Source organism: Nocardia concava NBRC 100430 (assembly GCF_000308815.1).
In the GTDB taxonomy this organism is placed as follows: Bacteria; Actinomycetota; Actinomycetes; order Mycobacteriales; family Mycobacteriaceae; genus Nocardia; species Nocardia concava.
In genome coordinates, this window is sequence record NZ_BAFX01000017.1 from 67184 (window position 1) to 85052 (window position 17869).

At 67.4% G+C, this 17869-nt stretch carries 16 protein-coding genes; 7 read left to right on the plus strand and 9 right to left on the minus strand.

Features of this window, described 5'->3' with window-relative positions; translation table 11 throughout:
- Positions 1 to 173 precede the first annotated feature (173 nt).
- From ON43_RS04715 to ON43_RS04745, 7 genes are read left to right on the plus strand one after another with little or no spacing between them, the layout of a single operon-like run.
- A complete protein-coding gene (locus tag ON43_RS04715; RefSeq protein WP_040803925.1) occupies positions 174 to 2594 on the plus strand; it encodes a GcvT family protein in 2421 nt (806 codons plus the stop codon).
- Positions 2595 to 2599: 5 nt separating this feature from the next.
- On the plus strand, positions 2600 to 3739 hold the full coding sequence (solA, locus tag ON43_RS04720) for an N-methyl-L-tryptophan oxidase (RefSeq protein ID WP_040803928.1): 1140 nt from the start codon (positions 2600 to 2602) through the stop codon (positions 3737 to 3739).
- Positions 3730 to 4866 (plus strand): aromatic ring-hydroxylating oxygenase subunit alpha, encoded by a 1137-nt coding sequence (locus ON43_RS04725; protein ID WP_040804089.1) that lies wholly within the window; start codon positions 3730 to 3732, stop codon positions 4864 to 4866. The genes solA and ON43_RS04725 overlap by 10 nt, the downstream gene beginning before the upstream one ends.
- Entirely contained in the window at positions 4860 to 6365 is a 1506-nt protein-coding gene (locus ON43_RS04730; protein WP_040803930.1) for an aldehyde dehydrogenase family protein, read from the plus strand. Before ON43_RS04725 ends, ON43_RS04730 begins: the two co-directional genes overlap by 7 nt.
- Before the next feature lie 34 nt (positions 6366 to 6399).
- A complete protein-coding gene (locus ON43_RS04735) occupies positions 6400 to 7941 on the plus strand; it encodes an APC family permease (RefSeq protein ID WP_040803933.1) in 1542 nt (513 codons plus the stop codon).
- The gene (locus tag ON43_RS04740) at positions 7938 to 9461 is read left to right on the plus strand and encodes a GMC family oxidoreductase (protein ID WP_040803936.1); all 1524 of its coding nucleotides are present in this window, start codon (positions 7938 to 7940) and stop codon (positions 9459 to 9461) included. Before ON43_RS04735 ends, ON43_RS04740 begins: the two co-directional genes overlap by 4 nt.
- 45 nt (positions 9462 to 9506) lie before the next feature.
- Positions 9507 to 10280, plus strand: coding sequence for an IclR family transcriptional regulator (locus ON43_RS04745; protein WP_040803938.1), 774 nt, complete (start codon positions 9507 to 9509; stop codon positions 10278 to 10280).
- A 3-nt stretch (positions 10281 to 10283) separates the two neighbouring features.
- Here ON43_RS04745 and ON43_RS44615 read toward each other — a convergent pair whose 3' ends face one another.
- From ON43_RS44615 to ON43_RS04785, 9 genes are all read right to left on the minus strand, one after another.
- Positions 10284 to 10445, minus strand: coding sequence for a hypothetical protein (locus tag ON43_RS44615; RefSeq protein ID WP_157513901.1), 162 nt, complete (start codon positions 10443 to 10445; stop codon positions 10284 to 10286).
- 99 nt (positions 10446 to 10544) lie between these two features.
- Positions 10545 to 11246 carry a hypothetical protein gene (locus ON43_RS04750; RefSeq protein WP_040803940.1) on the minus strand — a complete coding sequence of 234 codons (702 nt, stop codon included), beginning with the start codon at positions 11244 to 11246 and terminating at the stop codon, positions 10545 to 10547.
- A 53-nt stretch (positions 11247 to 11299) separates the two neighbouring features.
- On the minus strand, positions 11300 to 12487 hold the full coding sequence (locus ON43_RS04755) for a cytochrome P450 family protein (RefSeq protein WP_083913160.1): 1188 nt from the start codon (positions 12485 to 12487) through the stop codon (positions 11300 to 11302).
- A gap of 35 nt (positions 12488 to 12522) precedes the next feature.
- Complete coding sequence (locus ON43_RS04760) at positions 12523 to 13764, minus strand: cytochrome P450 (protein WP_040803944.1); 1242 nt, start codon at positions 13762 to 13764, stop codon at positions 12523 to 12525.
- Positions 13761 to 14363, minus strand: coding sequence for a GTP-binding protein (locus ON43_RS04765; protein ID WP_040803945.1), 603 nt, complete (start codon positions 14361 to 14363; stop codon positions 13761 to 13763). The genes ON43_RS04760 and ON43_RS04765 overlap by 4 nt, the downstream gene beginning before the upstream one ends.
- A complete protein-coding gene (locus ON43_RS04770) occupies positions 14344 to 14697 on the minus strand; it encodes a DUF742 domain-containing protein (protein WP_040803947.1) in 354 nt (117 codons plus the stop codon). The genes ON43_RS04765 and ON43_RS04770 overlap by 20 nt, the downstream gene beginning before the upstream one ends.
- Entirely contained in the window at positions 14694 to 15107 is a 414-nt protein-coding gene (locus tag ON43_RS04775) for a roadblock/LC7 domain-containing protein (RefSeq protein ID WP_040803949.1), read from the minus strand. The genes ON43_RS04770 and ON43_RS04775 overlap by 4 nt, the downstream gene beginning before the upstream one ends.
- Entirely contained in the window at positions 15104 to 16936 is a 1833-nt protein-coding gene (locus tag ON43_RS04780) for a sensor histidine kinase (protein WP_063712483.1), read from the minus strand. Before ON43_RS04780 ends, ON43_RS04775 begins: the two co-directional genes overlap by 4 nt.
- A 267-nt stretch (positions 16937 to 17203) precedes the next feature.
- Positions 17204 to 17857 (minus strand): TMEM175 family protein, encoded by a 654-nt coding sequence (locus tag ON43_RS04785; RefSeq protein WP_051177900.1) that lies wholly within the window; start codon positions 17855 to 17857, stop codon positions 17204 to 17206.
- Positions 17858 to 17869 lie beyond the last annotated feature (12 nt).

Here is a 17869-nt window from a genome sequence, read left to right on the forward strand (position 1 = left end):
GGTCCAGGCCCGGTAGCGCGTGGTGTGCTGCCGGGCCTTACCTGTGTGAAATCCTCGGGAAACAAACGGAATACGAATAATTCCATTCCGGTTGACAGGTGTCTCCGCCCGGCGGAGCATAGTTGCGTATTACGGCACATGGTGCGCAATACGCAACACTCTGGAGGCTCGGTATGCAGCCGCGAGTCGTCATCATCGGTGCGGGAATCGTGGGTACCGCCCTGGCCGACGAAATCACCCGGCTCGGGTGGACCGAGGTCACCGTGCTGGATCGCGGTCCGTTGTTCCGGACCGGCGGATCCACTTCGCACGCACCGGGTTTGGTGTTCCAGACCAACTCGTCGAAGACCATGGCGGAGCTGGCGCGGTACACCGTGGAGAAGTTCGGTGCGCTGGATGCGTTCGACACCGTCGGCGGGCTGGAGGTGGCGACCACGCCGGAACGCTGGACCGAGCTGCATCGGCGGCGCGGGTGGGCGCAAGCCTGGGGGATCGAGGCGGAGATTCTGGATCCTGCGGCATGCGTGGAGCTGCATCCCATGCTCGATGCGGACCGGATACTCGGCGGATTGCACACTCCCACCGATGGTTTGGCCGCGGCCGTGCGGGCCGCCGAGCGGCAGGCCGATGCCGCGGCGGATCGTGGGGCGCGGTTCATCGGGTATTGCGAAGTGGTCGAGGTGCTTTCGGCGCACGGGCGGGTCACCGGGGTGCGGACGCGGGACGGGCAGGAGTTGCCCGCCGATATCGTGGTGAGTGCGGCCGGATTCTGGGGTGCGGAATTGGGTCGGGGCGTGGGGCTTACGGTGCCGCTGGTGCCGATGGCGCACCAGTTCGTCAAGACCGGGGCGGTGCCTGCGCTCGATGGCGATGAGCGGCTGCCCATTCTTCGGCATCAGGACGCGGATCTGTACTACCGGACCTTCGGCGACCGCATCGGGATCGGGTATTACGGGCACACACCGCGTCCCGTCGATATGGAGAACCTGCTGCGTGATACGGCCGGTGAGGCGATGCCGTCGATGCTGCCGTTCACGCCTGCCGAATTCGAACCGGCCTGGGCCGCGAGCCTGGAGCTACTGCCCGCACTCGGCGACACCGCCATTGATGAAGCTTTCGACGGCATCTTCTCCTTCACCCCCGACGGTTTCCCCATCCTCGGCGAGCATCGCGACCTGGCCGGATTCTGGGTGGCCGAGGCCGTCTGGGTGACCCATTCGGCGGGCGTGGCACGGGCGGTGGCGCGGTGGATCGTCGACGGCAGCACCGATATCGACCTGCACGAGGCGGATCTGTACCGGTTCGAGGAGGCGGCGCGCAGTCCGGAGTTCATTCGGCGCACCAGCGTGCAGGCGTTCGTCGAGGTGTACGACATCATCCATCCGCACCAGTACCGCAGTGAGCCACGGGATGTCCGGACGAGTCCGTTTCATGCGCGGCAGCGGGAGCTGGGGGCGTTCTTCTACGAGGGCGCGCTGTGGGAGCGGCCGGCCTGGTACGAGGCCAATGCGCCGTTGATGGACGAGGTGGCCGCGCAGGGTGTGGCCTTTCCGGAGCGGGACAGCTGGTCGGGGGCCTTCTACTCGCCTATCTCGATTGCCGAAGCCGCGTGGACGCGAACGCATGTCGCAATGTTCGATATGACGCCGTTGACGCGCTACGAGGTGTCGGGGGCGGGAGCGGCGGCGTTCTTGCAGGAGCTGACCACGAACGATGTGGCGAAGAAACCCGGGTCGGTTACGTACACGCTCCTGCTGGACGCCAATGGGGGCGTGCGTAGTGATCTGACCGTTGCCCGGCTGGAGGAGAACCTCTTCCAAGTAGGCGCGAACGGCCCGCTCGACTTCGACTGGTTCACCCGCCACCTGCCCGGCGACGGGAGCGTCGCCCTGCGCGATATCACCGGCGGCACCTGCTGTGTCGGCGTGTGGGGGCCGAGCGCGCGGGAGATGGTTCAGCCGGTGTGTCCGGATAATCTGTCGCACAAGGGCTTCGGTTACTTCAAGGCCAAGCGGACTTATCTCGGCAGCATCCCGGTCACCATGATGCGGGTCTCATACGTCGGTGAACTCGGCTGGGAGATCTACACGAGCGCGGAACATGGTGCGGCACTGTGGGATCTGCTGTGGGAGGCCGGTCGCGAACACCGGGTCATCGCTGCCGGGCGCATTGCCTTCAACAGCCTGCGGATCGAGAAGGGCTATCGGTCCTGGGGGACCGATATGACCACAGAGCACACTCCCGAGGCCGCCGGGCTCGGATTCGCCGTCCGGATGAGCAAGCCGGAGTTTCTCGGCAAGAAGGTGCTCGAATCGGCCGAGCCGCCCGGCCGGGTGCTGCGCACGGTGATGCTGGATGACCCGGCCGCCGTGGTGCTCGGCAAGGAACCGGTTTTCGTCAATGGCGAGGTCGCCGGGTACGTCACCAGCGCGGGCTATTCCGCCACCGTCGGGCGGACCCTCTGCTACGCCTGGCTCCCAGCCCCGGTCGGACCCGGCGATGAAGTCGAAATCTCCTATCTGACAGAACGATTCACCGGCCGGGTACGTACCGAGCCGGTGGTCGATCCCGAGATGGCACGGATTCGGAGGTAACCGTCATGACCGAAACCTACGACGTCATAGTCATCGGCCTGGGCGGCATGGGAAGTGCGGCCGCGTATCACCTGGCCCGTGGCGGGCAACGGGTGCTGGGCCTGGAACGCTTCACGCCCGCTCATGATCGCGGGTCCAGTCACGGCGGGTCGCGCATCATCCGGCAGTCGTATTTCGAGGATCCGGCCTATGTGCCGTTGCTGCTGCGGTCCTACGAGCTGTGGGAACAGCTGGCCAAGGATTCCGGGGACGAGGTTTACCGGCTGACCGGCGGGCTGTACGTGGGTCCGCCGGAGAGTCTGACCGTCGCGGGCAGTATCCGCGCCAGCCGCGAATGGTCGCTGCCGCACGATCTGCTGGATGCGAGCGAAATCCGAGCCAGGTTCCCGAATTTCACGCCGGAGCCGCATTTCGTCGGGCTCTACGAGGACATGGCTGGATTCGCCCGGCCGGAGCGGACGGTGGCGGCTCATTTGGATCTGGCTGCCGCGCACGGTGCGACCCTGCGGTATGGCGAGACGGTCGAATCGTGGCGCGACTCGGGTTCGGGCGTCACCGTCACCACCGCCTCGGGTACCTACTCGGCGGGCCGCCTGGTGATCTGCCCCGGTGCCTGGGCCCCGGAACTGCTCGCCGATCTGGGCGTCGAGATCGAGATCGAACGCCAGGTCATGTACTGGTTCGATCCGGTCGTCGGGAGCCGCAGGTTCGAAGGCGATCCGATCTACATCGCCGAAAACGATTCCGGCGCACAGATATACGGCTTCCCCGCCATCGACGGCCAGGACGGCGGGGTGAAGACCGCCTTCTTCCGCAAGGGCATCCGCTGCACGCCCGAGACCATCGATCGCCAGGTGCATCCCGAGGAGATCACCGAAATGCGCACGCGGGTGCGCGAATTGCTGCCCGCCCTGGTCGGCCGGGCCATCGATACCGCCACCTGCATGTACTCCAATACCGCCGACCAGCATTTCGTCATCGCCCAGCATCCGGCGCACACCGCGGTCACCGTGGCCTGCGGGTTCTCCGGGCACGGCTTCAAATTCGTGCCGGTGGTCGGCGAGATCCTGGCCGAGCTGGCGACCACCGGCACCACCCGCCACCCCATCGACCTGTTCGCCCCGCAAAGGCTGGTATCCCTGTGAGTTCGGCATTGATCCCCACCCTCGGCGGCGAGTACTACTGCGACCCGGCGATTTTCACCAAAGAGCAAGAACACATCTTCGAGAAGATGTGGTTCTGCGCCGCACGTGCCGGAGACCTGGCCGATCCGGGAGCCTTCCGTCGCGTACAGGTCGGCCGGGAAAGCGTGCTCGTGGTACGCGGGCATGACGGCGAGCTGCGCGCCTTCCTGAACGTGTGCCGCCACCGTGGCGCGCTGATCTGCACCGAGAACGAGGGCCAGGTGCGGCGTACGCTGCGGTGCCCGTATCACGCGTGGACCTACGCGCTCGACGGCAAGCTGGTCGCGGCGCCGAATATGGCTACGCTGCGGGATGATTCGGGTGCGCCGATTGATCGCGAGGCGTACGGCCTGGTTCCGGTCGCGCTGCGGGAATGGCTCGGATATGCCTGGGTGTGCCTGGCCGACGAGCCGCCCTCGTTCGAGACCGATGTCATGGGCGCGGTCACCGGGCGGCTGGGCGATCCGGCCGCCATCGACCACTACGGCATGGAACGGCTTGCCGTCGGCAAACGCGTCGTCTACGACGTGGCCGCCAACTGGAAGCTGATCGTCGAGAACTTCATGGAGTGCTACCACTGCGCGACCATCCACCCGGAACTGGTCGAGGTGCTTCCCGAATTCGCGAAAGGCTATGCGGCGCAATACTACGTCGGGCACGGTGCCGAATTCGGGGAGCGGGTCGACGGCTTCACCGTGGACGGCCGGGCCGGGTTCGAGGCTTTGCCGGGCCTGGCGCCCGAGCAGGACCGCAAGTACTTCGCCGTCACCATCAAGCCCACCGTCTTCGTGAACCTGGTCCCTGACCACGTCATCTTCCATCGCATGTACCCGATGGCGCACGACCGCACCGTCGTCGAATGCGATTGGCTCTACGCGCCCGATGTCATCCAATCCGGCGGTGTGCTCGATCATTCCGTGGAACTGTTCCATCGGGTGAACGAACAGGATTTCGCGGCCTGCGAACGCACCCAGCCGGCCATGTCCTCGCGGGCTTATCGGAAGGGCGGGGTACTGGTTCCGGCCGAGCACCATATCGCTGAGTTTCATGCCTGGGCCAAGGGACGGATCGAGGATCCGCAATGTTGAGCGAGGACGAACTCTGTTGTCCGCCTAACCTTTACATCGACGGTAAATGGGTCAATGCGCTGGGCGGTGGCACTCGGGAAATTTTGAATCCGGCCGACGGGACGGTCATCGCGACCGTGGACGAGGCGGATCGGGCCGATGCGGTGGCGGCGGTCGCGGCGGCGCGGGCCGCGTTCGACACCGGCGGATGGCCGGAGACGACGGTGGCCGAACGGGTCGGGTACCTGATGCGGATCGCCGAGCTGCTCGATGCCGAGCGAGATCATCTGGCCCGGATCGAGACCCTCGACACCGGAAAGACCCTGCGCGAGAGCTACATCGACGTCGATGACGTGGCGGCGGTGTTCCGGTACTACGCGCAACTGGCCGCGACCGGCGCGGACCGACTCGTCGACACCGGCAACCCGGCCGTGATCAGCCGCGTCGTGCGCCAGCCCATCGGCGTCTGCGCGCTCATCGCACCCTGGAACTATCCGCTGCTGCAGATGTCGTGGAAGATCGCGCCCGCCCTGGCGGCCGGATGCACCATGGTGGCCAAGCCCAGCGAGGTCACGCCGCTGAGCACCATCGCACTGGTCCGGCTGATCGACCGGGCGGGCGTACCCGCGGGTGTGGTCAATCTGATCCAGAGCAGCGGGGCCACAGTGGGTTCCGCGCTCACCGACACGCCGGACGTGGATCTGATCTCGTTCACGGGCGGGGCGGCGACCGGCGAGGCGATCGCGAGCAATGCCGCCAGGCATATCACCAGGGTGGCGTTAGAACTCGGTGGGAAGAATCCGCACATCGTGTTCCCGGACGCGGATTTCGACAGTGCGGTGGACGCGGTATTGACCGGGGCGTTCCTGCACTCGGGCCAAGTCTGTTCGGCGGGAACGAGATTGATCGTCCACGAGTCGATCGCCGATGACTTCGTGACGGCGTTGGCGGAACGCGCGCGCAAGATACGCGTCGGGCCCGGACTTGATCCCAGTAGCGAGACCGGTCCACTCGTATCCGAAACGCATCGCGCGAAAGTGGAAGCGTATGTGGCGCTGGGAATTGCTGGCGGCGCGCGGCTCGTGACCGGCGGCAAACGGCCCGACGATCCCGCGCTCGCAGCCGGAAGCTACTACCTCCCAACCATTTTCGACCACTGTCATCGTGACATGCGCATCGTCCAGGAAGAGACCTTCGGCCCCATTCTGACCGTTGAACGCTTCACCACGGATGCCCAGGCCCTGATGCTCGCCAACGACACCGCCTACGGCCTGGCCGCCGGCGTCCGCACCGCCGACACCGCCCGTGCCGAACGCTTCGCCCGCGCCCTGCGCCACGGCACCGTCTGGCTCAACGACTTCGGCTACTACACCCCCGCCGCGGAATGGGGCGGCTTCGGCCGCTCCGGCATCGGCCGCGAACTCGGCCCCAGTGGCCTGGCGGAATACCAAGAGACCAAACACATCTGGCACAACACCGCACCCGCGGTCGGCGGCTGGTTCACACCCACAACTGAATAAGGTTTTAGCGTTCATTTTCGAAAGTTGGGCCGTCATGACGACCACCCGTCCCCCCGCACCAACCAGCGCCCCGACCCATGACCACGGCATGGCGGAATTCGGCTACAAGGAATCCCTGAGCCGCAGTATCGGGAAATTCTCGAGTTTCGCCGCCGGCGTCAGCTATATCTCCATCCTCACCGGCACCTTCCAGATGTTCTATTTCGGTTACGGCACCGCCGGGCCCGGCTACCTGTGGTCCTGGCCGCTGGTCTTCGTGGGGCAGCTCGCCGTCGCCCTGTGCTTCATGGAATTGTCCGCGAAGTATCCCGTCGCGGGCTCGGTCTACAACTGGGCCAAGAAACTCGGCAGCCGGGCGGTGGGCTGGTCGGCGGGTTGGCTCATGCTCACCGCGTCGATCGTCACGCTGTCGGCCGTGGTGCTCGCGTATCAGCTGAATCTGCCGAAACTCTGGAGCGGATTCCAGATAATCGGAGACGGTACCGGCAGTAAGGATTACGCGACCAACGCCGTCATTCTCGGCACGGTGCTCATTGTCTTCACGACCGTCGTCAATGCCTTCGGCGTGCGGCTCATGGCCATGATCAACAGTGCCGGCGTCTTCATCGAACTCATCGCTGCCGTTCTCATCGCGATCATTCTCGGCGTGCACGTTACCCGCGGGCCGAGCGTGTTCTTCTCCACCAATGGCTACGGTGCCGGGCAGAGCGGCGGCTATCTGAGCGCCTTCCTGGTCGCCTCGCTGGCCTCCGGGTACGTCATGTACGGCTTCGACACCGCCAGCTCGCTCGGCGAGGAGACCGTCGAACCGCGACGCACCGCGCCCAAGGCGATTCTGCGAGCCCTGTTGGCATCCTTCGTGATCGGCGGCGCGATCCTGGTGTTCGCGGTCATGTCCGCGCCGAACCTGGGCGACGAGAAGCTGGGTACCGCCGACGGCGGCCTGCAGTACATCGTCGAGCAGGTGATGTGGGGCTGGCTGGGCAAGGTGTTCCTGGTCTGCATCGTGATCGCGGTGACCGTGTGCGCGCTGGCCGTGCACACCGCCGCCATCCGGCTCACCTTCGCCATGGCCCGCGACAACGCGCTGCCGTTCGGGGAGAAGCTGGCCAAGCTGAGCGTGAAGCACAGCGCGCCGGTCATTCCGGCCATCGTGATCGGGGTGCTGTCGGTGCTCATCCTGGTGGTCAATATCGGTCAGCCGCAGGTGTTCACGGTGCTGACATCCATCGCGGTGATCATGATCTACCTGGCGTACCTGCTGGTCACCGCGCCCATGCTGTGGCAGCGGATCAAGGGCGGCTGGCGGCCCGAGGAGCTTGCGGCCGAGGGCTACTTCTCGATGGGCCGCTGGGGACTGCCGGTGAACATCGTCGCCGTGGTGTGGGGGCTCGGGATGGCCATCAACCTGGCCTGGCCGCGCACAGCCGTCTACGGCGGGCCCTGGTACAACACCTGGGGCGCGTTCATCTACATCGGCGCCATCGCTTTGGTCGGCCTGATCTGGTACTGGGCCAGGGGAACTCGCGTGATCGGCATCCTCGCCTCCCACGCCGCGGAGGTGCCCGCGACATGAGCGACACCTTCGACTACGTCATAGTCGGCGGCGGTTCGGCCGGATGCGTAGTGGCCGCCCGGCTCAGCGAGGACCCCTCGGTCACCGTCTGCCTGATCGAGGCCGGGCCGTCCGATGTCGGTGATCAAGCCATCCTCCGGCTCGAGGACTGGATGCTGCTGCTCGAATCCGGTTACGACTGGGACTATCCGGTCGAACCGCAGGCCAGCGGCAACAGCTTCCTGCGCCACGCGCGGGCCAAGGTGCTGGGCGGGTGCTCCTCGCACAACTCGTGCATCGCGTTCCATCCGCCGGCTGAGGGGCTGGCGGAATGGGAGGCCATGGGCGCGACCGGCTGGGGACCCGACGGGCTGCTGCCGTATCTGCCGAAACTCGAACGGACCGTGGAGATCCGGGACATCCCGCCCAAGGATCCGTGCGGGGACGCGGTGCTGACGGCGGCCGCCGCGGTGGGACTGCCGACGGTGCAGTTCAATCGCGGCGCGACCGTGGCCAACGGCGCGGGATGGTTCCAGATCAATGCGGATGCGGACAACGTGCGGATGTCGTCGTCGCACGCGTATCTGCATCCGATCATGGGGGAGCGGGCGAATCTGGAGGTTCGCACCGGGTGCTGGGTCAGTGAGATCGTTTTCGACGAGACGAACAAGGCGACCGGGGCTCGGTATCGGCGGCCGGATCTGACCGGATTCGATACGGTGACGGCCCGGCGGGAGGTGATCATCAGCACGGGTGCGATCGATACGCCCAAGCTGCTCATGCTCTCGGGGATCGGTCCCGCGGATCATTTGCGGGACATGGGGATTCCGGTTCGCGTCGATTCGCCGGGCGTCGGCTCCAACCTCGACGACCACGTCGAGGGCCTGGTGTTCTGGGAATCCACGCGGCCCATGGTCACCAGCTCCACCCAATGGTGGGAGATCGGCCTGTTCACCACCACCGAACCCGGCCTGACCCAACCGGATCTGATGATGCACTACGGCAGCGTGCCGTTCGATATGAACACCGTGCGCTGGGGATATCCGACCACCGAGAACGGCTTCTGCCTCACACCCAATGTGACGCAAGGGCATTCGCGCGGCACCGTGCGGCTGCGGTCCCGGGACTTCCGGGACAAGCCGCGGGTGGATCCGCGGTACTTCAGCGATCCGGACGGGCACGACGAGCGGGTCATGCTGCACGGCATCCGGTTGGCCCGTCGCATCGCGGAGCAGTCGCCGCTATCCGACTGGGTGGCAAGGGAATTGGCCCCGGGTCCGGATGCGGTGAGTGACGACGAGCTGATCGAGTACATGCACCGCACCCACAACACCGTCTACCACCCGGCCGCGACCGCCCGCATGGGCGCGCTCGACGATTCGATGGCGGTGCTGGACCCCGAACTCCGGGTCAAGGGTGTGCGCGGGCTGCGCGTGGTGGACGCCTCGGCCATGCCCAAACTGCCCGCGGTGAATCCCAATATCACCATCATGGCCATGGGCGAGAAGTGCGCCGACCTGGTCCGGGCCGCCGTGCCCTGATCACCGGCCTGCGGAAAGGCCTGTGCCGCATAGACTGGATGTGTTATGGCGAAACAACCGGAGTCCGGCATCCCCGTCCAGTCGGTGGATCGGGCGCTGACCGCACTGGAAATCGTGGCCAAGCTGGGTTCGGCCGGGATCACCGAGATCGCGGCCGAACTCGGCGTGCACAAATCCACGGTGTCGCGGCTGATGGCGGTGCTCGAGGCGCGCGGGTACGTCGAGCAGCTCTCCGAGCGCGGGAAGTACCGGCTCGGGTTCACGGTGGTGCGGCTGGCCGGATCCACCAGCGCGCACATGGATCTGCCGCGGCAGAGCCAGGACATCTGCGATGAACTGGCCGCGCGCGTGGGCGAGACCACGAATATCGCCATTCTCGACAACGACCGCATCATCAATGTCGCCGAGGCCGTCGGGTCGGCGGGCATCGCCCTGCGCACCTGGGTCGGGCAGAGTTGCCCGGTGCATGCCACCTCCAGCGGGAAGGTGCTGCTGGCCGAGCTGCCGGACGCCGATCTGCGGTCCCGGCTACGCAAGCGGCTGGAATCGTTCGCGCCCAACACCATTACCGATCTCGCGGTGCTGCGGGCGCAGTTGCGGACCATCCGGGAGCAGGGCTGGGCCTCGTGCGAGGAGGAATTGGAGATCGGGCTCAATGCGGTGTCCGCGCCGATTCGCGACAGCGACGGGCGGATCATCGCCGCGTTGAGCGTCTCCGGACCGACGTATCGTCTTCCGGCCGAACGGTTTTCGGAAGTCGCGCAGGAGGCGGTGGCTTCCGCCGGGGCGATCTCACGCCGCCTCGGCTTCCACGGCTGAGGGTCAGTTCGGCAGGGGCAGCGAGCCCGGGGCGTAGACGCCCAGCAGGGTCCCCAACGCGACGCCGATCATCATGGCCAGCGCCAGGCTCAATGGAACGGCCACCAGGATCAGCACCCGCCGCAGAGCCGGATTCGAAACGGACCGCCTGTGTTGCCCTGACATTGCTGCGCCAACCCTTTCCCCGTGCACCTGAACCGCGACCGGTTTCAAACGTATCAGTTTCGGTTCAGTGTGAATTGCCCGGGGTAGGTTGCTCCGGATTTACTTGGCGTTCTGGACCTTCTGCACGGCGGTCGTGAAGAAGGTGTCGAACACCGGCTGGTCCGGCGTCTCGGAGAAGGCGGACGCGCGCACCCCGACGGTCATGCCGCGCAGCGTCGCGTACCCCTCGTAGGTGGTCTGCGTGATCGGCTTGTCGTCGCCGAGCTGACTGGTGGCCGTGGAGCGGTAGGCGATCGCGCCGGTGCCGGAGATCGCCGACGGGACGGTCAGCTTCTCCAGCTTGGTGGTGGTCACGATCTTGTCGCCATTGGCCGTCGAGGTGACCGTCACCTCGGGGCATTTCGCGTGGTTGTCGGCCAGGGCCGTGAGGTCCATGACCTCGTTGGCGACATAGTCGACATAGCTGGTCATGTCCTCGGAGGTCGCGAGCGCGAAGGACGAACTGGCCAGCACGTGCTTGGCGGCGGCCGCCAGATCGACCTGCGGCGACCGGCATTGGTCCGGGGTGACGGTCGCGCCCGCCATGATGCCTTCCATATCCGCCAGGCTCGACTGCAGCTTCTCCTGCGGCACATCCATTTTCCGGGCGCCCGCCGGGAATTCGGACTCGCTCAGCACCAGCTGATCGCGCGGCGTGCTCGGCGCGCCCTTCGACTCGGACGAATCATTGCTTCCCCCGCACCCCGTGATCAGCAGGACCGCGCACGCGGTCGCCGACAACAGCACTCCCTTGGTCGTCACCCGCCAGAGTTTGCCAGCAGTTGCCGGTCGACCGCATGAGCGGCTCGCCGCGATCAGACCAGATGTACCGGCATTCCGGCGATGTCGTTCTGGGTCATGACCGGAAGATTCACGATCTCCTCTACCGGGGTCGCCAGACTCAGGCCCGGGAAACGGTCGAACAGGGCGGGCAGGCCGATGGATGCCTCGAGCCGGGCCAGCGCCGCGCCGGGGCAGATGTGCGGGCCGTAGCCGAAGGAGATATTGCGGTGCGCGGTCGGACGGGTGATGTCGAACTCGTCGGCATCCTCGCCGAAGACCGCGGTGTCGCGGCCGATGGCGCGGTAGGACATGACCACGCCCGCACCCTGCTCGATCACCGTGTCGCCGACGGTGATGTCCTCGGTGGCGAAGCGCATGAGCAGGTGCGTGACCGGGCCGTCCCAGCGCAGCGTCTCCTCGATCACCTGCTTCCACTCCACCTCCTCGGCGCGCACCCGGGCCAGCTGCTCGGGGCGAGTCAGCAAGGCGCGCACCGCATTCAGGATCAGGCTGACCGTGGTCTCGTGCCCGGCGGCGACCAGCGCCTTGAGATTGCCGACCACCTCCTCCTCGGTGAGCGGCTCGCCGCCCTCGTCGGCCAGGATGAGCGCGCTGGTGAGATCGTCGCCGGGCTCGGCGGTCTTGCGGCGGACCATCTCGGTGAAATAGACGTCCATGTCCCCGATGATCCGCAGCCGCTCGTCCTGCGGGGTCACCATGGAGAAGAACTTCTTGTACCAGTCCAGCAGCATGGCGTGATCGCTGCGCGGGACACCCATGAGCTCGGAGATCACCCGCATGGGCAGCGGATAGGCGAAGACCGCCTTGAGGTCCACGGGCGCGCCGTCGACGCCCGCCTCGTCCAGATCGTCGAGCAGTTCCTTGGTGAGCCGTTCGATATTGGGGCGCAGCTCTTCCAGGCGGCGCGGGGTCAGCGCCTGGGTGGTCTTGATGCGCAGGCGGCGGTGCTCGGGACCGTCGACGGTGAACATGGAGCGGCCCGCGTCGATCATGCCGATCAGCGGCCACTGGCGGGTGACCACGCCGTCGGTCCACAGCTTCCAGGCGTTGATGTCCTTGACAAGCCGTGTGTCGGTGAGCAATTGGCGGGCGACGGTGTGATCGGTGACGGTCCAGGCGGGGACGCCGAGCAGCTCGATCCGGGTGATCGCACCGGCCGCGCGCAGGCGGGCGGTCTCACCCGCCAGGTCTCCGACCATCGGATCGATACTGATGGCGTGTGGGCATGCGGAACTCACTGGAAACCTCCGAGAGCGCGAACAGGTGTGAAAACAACAGGGAGAGAAGTCATTCCACGCAGGAACGGCGAAGGTCGCCGCACCAGATGGTGCGCGGGCACCGCCAGATCGATATCGGGCAGCCGGTCCAGCAGCACCTCGATACCGGTCCTGGCAATTGTCTCAGCGATCTGCTGCGCCGGGAAGGGACAGCGGTATTCACCGTGGCTGAACGCGAAATGGGCGCTGTTGCCGGTGTGGGTGGCGGCATCGCCGACCGCCTGGCGCACGTGCGGATCGGTATTGGCGGCGGCCAGGCCCAGCAGCAGCATGTCGCCGGCGCGAATCGTCTTGTCCGCCAGGCGGGTATCGCGCGCGGCCCAGCGCCCGGCCAGGATCGAGGTGGGGGCGTCCTCCCACAGCACCTCGTTCATGGCCTGATCGACGCTGCGGCGGCCACCGCCCAGGGCCGCGGCGAAGCGGTCGTCGGTCAGCATCAGGCGGACCGAGTTGATCAGCCAGTCTGCGGTGGGCAGGTGACCGGCGGCGGTGATGGCCATCAGGTCGTTGACGTACTCCTCGTCGGTGAACGCGGCGGGGTACGAGAGCATGCGGGTGGTCAGATCATCGCCCGGCGCAGCCCTTTTCATGGCCAGCAGGTGCTGCATGTACTGCATGAACCGGCAGTGTGCCGCAATGGCGTCCGCGCCGCCGTCGGCCAGCGCCTTGATGGTGCGGGCCAGGCCGGGGCCCTCGGAGTCGGGGAAGCCGAGCAGCCAGGCCAGGACCAGCACCGGCAGCGGTTCGGCGAAGTCCGCCACCAGGTCGGCCTCGCCGCGACCGCAGAAGGCGTCGATCAGCCGGTCCGCCAAACCCTCACAGACCCGGCGCAATTCGAAGGGGTCCACCGATTCCAGCGCCGGTTCCACCATGGTCAGGTGGCGGCGGTGCTCCGCGCCCGCGGTGAAGTAGATCGAGGGCATGGGCGGGCCGACCATGGGCAGCAGCGGCCAGTCGGCGGGGATATTGGGCCACTGGTTCCACAGGCTGACATCGCGGGGGAACAGCTCGGGAGAGTTGGTGACCTGGTGCATCTCGCGGTAGCCGAGCACCAGCCAGGCGGGGATGCCGCCGAGCAGCTCGACCGCGGCGACCGCGCCGTGGTCGCGGCGCATCTCGCGATAGAGGGCGTGCGGGTCGGTGTGGAAGCGGGGACCGCTGAGCGGGACGACGGGGCAGGCGCCTGCGGGCGAGGTCATTGCACTGTCTCCGGATGGTAGAGGTACTCGACCAGGGTGATCAGGATGTTCTTGCAGGAGTCGCGGTCGCGGGCATCGCATTCGATCAGCGGGATGTGCGGGTCCAGATCCAGGGCGTCGCGCACGTCGGACAGGGCCGAGCCGGGCCCGAAGTTGTTGCACGCCACGATGAACGGCGTGCGCTGGTGTTCCAGGCGGTCGATGGCGTACCAGGAGTCGGCGATGCGGCGTTGATCGACCAGCACGATCGCGCCGAGTGCGCCGGTGAACAGGCGGTCCCAGAGGAACCAGAAGCGTTCCTGGCCGGGGGCTCCGAACAGGTAGAGCACGTGCTCGGTGTCGATGGTGATGCGGCCGAAGTCGAAAGCCACAGTGGTGGTGGACTTTCCGGGAACCGGGGTGGGATCGTCGACGCCGTGACCGACCTGGGTCATGGTGGCCTCGGTGTCGAGCGGGCGGATCTCGGAGACCGAGCGGACCATGGTGGTCTTGCCGACGCCGAAGCCGCCCACGATCACGATCTTGAGACCCTGCCGGGCATCGGCGTGCAGCGGGGCGTCGGCGCGTGCCGGGCGGGTGTCAAAGCTTGCGGAGTCCAACGAGCACCTTTTCGAGGGTGGAGGTGTCGGGCACCCAATTCCATTGCCGCGAAGCATGATCCGGATGACGCACCGTGATCTTGCCCGCGTGCAGCAGGTCCGACAGCAGAATGGTGGTGATGCCGACCGGCAGCCGCAGCTCGGCGGCGATCTCCACCACCGCGGTCGGGGCGCGGCACATATCGAGGATGGCGGCGTGCTCGGATTGCATGCCGCGCACCGGATCGCATTCGCTGACGACCAGGGTCACCAGATCGAAGGCGTCCGAATCCGGTTGGCTGCGGCCGCCGGTCAGCGTGTACAGCCGATCCGGATCCTCGTCTGGCCTGGTCACGGCACGCTCGCTCCCCGGACCCGGGGCGCGGCGGCCAGATGTTCGCCGAGCTGCTCGACCAGCTCGCGCATATTGTGGCCCACCAGCCCGGCGTCGGCGTCCTCCGCGGCCACCACCGCGATGTGCGCGCCCACGCCCGCCTCCACGATGAACAGGATGCCCCCGTAGAACTCGGTCATGGACTGGCGGACCCCGCCGCGACCGTCACCGAACTCCACCGAGGCGCCGTGCGAAAGGCTTTGCATCCCAGCGGCAATGGCCGCCAGCTGATCCGCGCTGTCCGTGCCGAGTCCGGGCGTATGACAGATCTTCAGCCCGTCCCCCGACAGCAGCAGCGCGTGCCGGGCGCGCGGCGTGCGCACCAGCAATTGCTCCAACAGCCAACCCAAGTGTGTCGCGGACGCTGTCATCGATCGGTCTCCGAAGGGGCAGTAGGGGCGGGGCGGGAGTCGGTGTCGTAGTCACGGCCAGGGTTGCGGCCGGGCGGCACGATGCGGTGCTCGCCGGTCGAATAGTTTGCGGCCCTGGCCTTCTCGCGGAACTCGCCGCGCCGGACCGCGTCCAACAGCGAGGACGGGAGCAGGGTCGCGTTGTCGGCCGGATGCGAGATCGGCTGGGTGGCAGAGGGAAAGGGGCTGCCGCCGGGCGTCGAGGCGGATGGCGCGGTCGCGGCGGGCGTGGAGTCGTACCGTGCGGGCGCGGTTGGCATAGGGCCGGGCGGCGTCGGCGCGGCGGGTGTGGCGGGTGTCGATCCGAGATTGGTTAGAGACGCGACCTCGGGCGCGCCGCTGTCGCCACGCCCGTTGACCGCGCGCTGGAACGCGGCCAGCGAGTTCGGCGAGGACGGTGGGCGTGGCGCGGGAGGGGTGGTCGGCGCGGCGAGGCCGTCCGGGTGCACCGCCGCGAGGGTGCTGCCGCGGCGGCGCTTGGGCAGATTGCCGGAAGCCGCTGCGCGCTGGGCGATTTCATCGAGGCTGGCGGGGGCGGCGGACGGCTCGCTCACCGCCGGTGTGGGCGCGGTACGGGGCAGCGGCTCGCCGAAGGGGTTCGCCGCGATCGCGGTCGCGCTCGAATTCGCCGAGCTTGCCGCGATCTCGGCCGCCGGTACGCCGGATCGCGTGGGGAGTTCGCGGTCCTGCTCGGTAGCCGCCGGGAGCACGATCGGCGACGAGCCGGTGTTCACCGGTGTGATGCGGCTCAGGGTGCCGGTGTGGCGTTCCAGGCGGGTAGTGAGTTCACGCGGGACCACCACGACAACCGCGGTGCCGCCGATGGCCGAGGGCCGGTAGCTGACAGTGAGGTCGTGTTTGCGGGCCAGGTGGCCGACGACGGCCAGGCCGAGGCGGGTGCCGGAGAGGGAGGAGAGGTCGGCGGCGCTCCGGTCGCGCGAGACCGCGGATTCGGCTCGGCGCAGGGCGGATTCGCTCATGACCAGGCCGCTGTCCTCGATGGTGATCACCACGCCGGCCGGCACCTCGGCGGCGTAGACGTGCACCTCGGTGGTGGGCGGAGAGAAGTTGCAGGCATTGTCGAGCAGTTCGGCCAGCGCGTGCATGATGCCCTCGGCGGCGTGCCCGGCGATGGCGATCTCGGTGACGGCGCGCAGCCGGACCCGCTGATAACCCGCGACCCGGCCCATGGCCCCGCGCAGGATCGATTCCATGGCAATGGGTTTGGCCCAGCGGCGGCCCGAGCGCGCACCGCTCAGGACGGCGATGCTGTCGGCCAGGCGGCCCGCTTGCGCGGTGCGGTGGTCGAGCTCGAGTAGATCGGCGAGGACCTTGGGGTCGGCGTGCCGGTGCTCCATCTCGCGCAGTTCGGCCAGCATGCTGGTGCTCATCGCCTGCATGCGGCCCGCCGCCCCGGCGAACGCGGCCATGGCGGCGGCGCGGCGGTTCTCGTTCTCCTTGGCGGCGCGGGCCTGCTCGGCCGCCTGCTCTTGGAGGGCGTGAATTCTGGCTTCCGACTCCGCGATTCGCGATTGCGCGGTGGAGATGGTGGCGGCCACGTGGGCGTCGGCCTGGACTTTGTATCCCAGCGCCTCGTGCCTTGCCTGGTTCACGCGGCTCCGGTAGTAGGCCGCCGCGGTGAGTGCCGCCGTCAGCGCGAGCGCTGCCGCGCTCGCACCGGCCGCCAGCGGTATCCGGAACTCGTCCGGAGCGAAGAAGACCGCGGTCGCCACGACGACCGCGGTCAACGCCGATGAACCCGCCAGCAGTGCCAGTGCACCCGCCGGCATCGGAAGAGCCGGACGCTGACTCCGAGCGGCCTGTGGCTCCCCGCTCGGCGGATTCACTGATTCCGACACGCTCCGCACTTCCGCACTAATCCACCGGGGCGACCGCCCCGATGCCCCCGACCGTGCCCGCGTGCGGGACCACGCCAAATACGTGGATCGGCAAGCGGATTCGGATCTGCGGGCACGAGCATATGCCCACCCGCCGGGCCGCGCTACCCGAGCGAGAAGCCGCTGGCAAACGCAGGTCCCGGTGGCCGGGAACCCGGTTCAGGTGCGGGAGAGGACGTGCGTGCGGGTGCTGGTGTAGCCGTAGCCCAGCACCGCGACCAGATACAGCAGCAGCGCCGCCGCGGGCGCCAGCAGGCCGATCGCCGCGATCGCGTCGAGCACGACGAAACCGATGACGGCCTGCAGGCTCTCGCGCCGGGCGTAGGCGGCGTCGTAGCCGGGCTCGAACAGCTCCGGATTGCGGCGCAGCGCAATCCACATCACGAACCAGGCCGCCGCCTGCAACGCACCCACCACACCATAGAAGGCGGTGGCCACCTTGGCATTCCAGCCGCCGTCCTCGAGGTGATGGGCCAGCACCGCGGTGGGGAACGGCAGGAACGCCACCGCGAACAACAGCAGCAGATTGCCGCAGTGCAGCAGCCCGTTCATCCTCCGGATGCGCCCGAAGAAGCGGTGATGGCACAGCCAGATCACGCCGACGGTGAGAAACGAACCGGCATAGGCGATATAGCTCGGCCACAGGCCGGTCAGCTCGTGCCAGAGATCGCCGCCCTCGGTCTCGGGGAGCCGAATCTCGAGGACCAGCAGGGTGATCGCGATGGCCATGACGCCGTCGCTGAAAGCTTCCACGCGGGTGGTGTCGGTCAGGCGTGAGTCAGGTTCGGCGGTAAGTACTTCGGGGTGCTGCATGCCTGCATTATC

What these genes read in the sequence shown, in the direction of transcription:
- ON43_RS04755 (WP_083913160.1), bottom strand. Translation starts at nt 12,487, where the DNA reads ATGGTCGGAGACCTGGCGGGTGAGACCGCCCGCCTGCGCGCGGCCGGT.
- ON43_RS04730 (WP_040803930.1), top strand. Translation starts at nt 4,860, where the DNA reads ATGTTGAGCGAGGACGAACTCTGTTGTCCGCCTAACCTTTACATCGAC.
- ON43_RS44615 (WP_157513901.1), bottom strand. Translation starts at nt 10,445, where the DNA reads ATGTCAGGGCAACACAGGCGGTCCGTTTCGAATCCGGCTCTGCGGCGG.
- ON43_RS04740 (WP_040803936.1), top strand. Translation starts at nt 7,938, where the DNA reads ATGAGCGACACCTTCGACTACGTCATAGTCGGCGGCGGTTCGGCCGGA.
- ON43_RS04775 (WP_040803949.1), bottom strand. Translation starts at nt 15,107, where the DNA reads ATGACAGCGTCCGCGACACACTTGGGTTGGCTGTTGGAGCAATTGCTG.
- ON43_RS04745 (WP_040803938.1), top strand. Translation starts at nt 9,507, where the DNA reads ATGGCGAAACAACCGGAGTCCGGCATCCCCGTCCAGTCGGTGGATCGG.
- ON43_RS04715 (WP_040803925.1), top strand. Translation starts at nt 174, where the DNA reads ATGCAGCCGCGAGTCGTCATCATCGGTGCGGGAATCGTGGGTACCGCC.
- ON43_RS04780 (WP_063712483.1), bottom strand. Translation starts at nt 16,936, where the DNA reads ATGCCGGCGGGTGCACTGGCACTGCTGGCGGGTTCATCGGCGTTGACC.
- ON43_RS04760 (WP_040803944.1), bottom strand. Translation starts at nt 13,764, where the DNA reads ATGACCTCGCCCGCAGGCGCCTGCCCCGTCGTCCCGCTCAGCGGTCCC.
- ON43_RS04785 (WP_051177900.1), bottom strand. Translation starts at nt 17,857, where the DNA reads ATGCAGCACCCCGAAGTACTTACCGCCGAACCTGACTCACGCCTGACC.
- ON43_RS04735 (WP_040803933.1), top strand. Translation starts at nt 6,400, where the DNA reads ATGACGACCACCCGTCCCCCCGCACCAACCAGCGCCCCGACCCATGAC.
- solA (WP_040803928.1), top strand. Translation starts at nt 2,600, where the DNA reads ATGACCGAAACCTACGACGTCATAGTCATCGGCCTGGGCGGCATGGGA.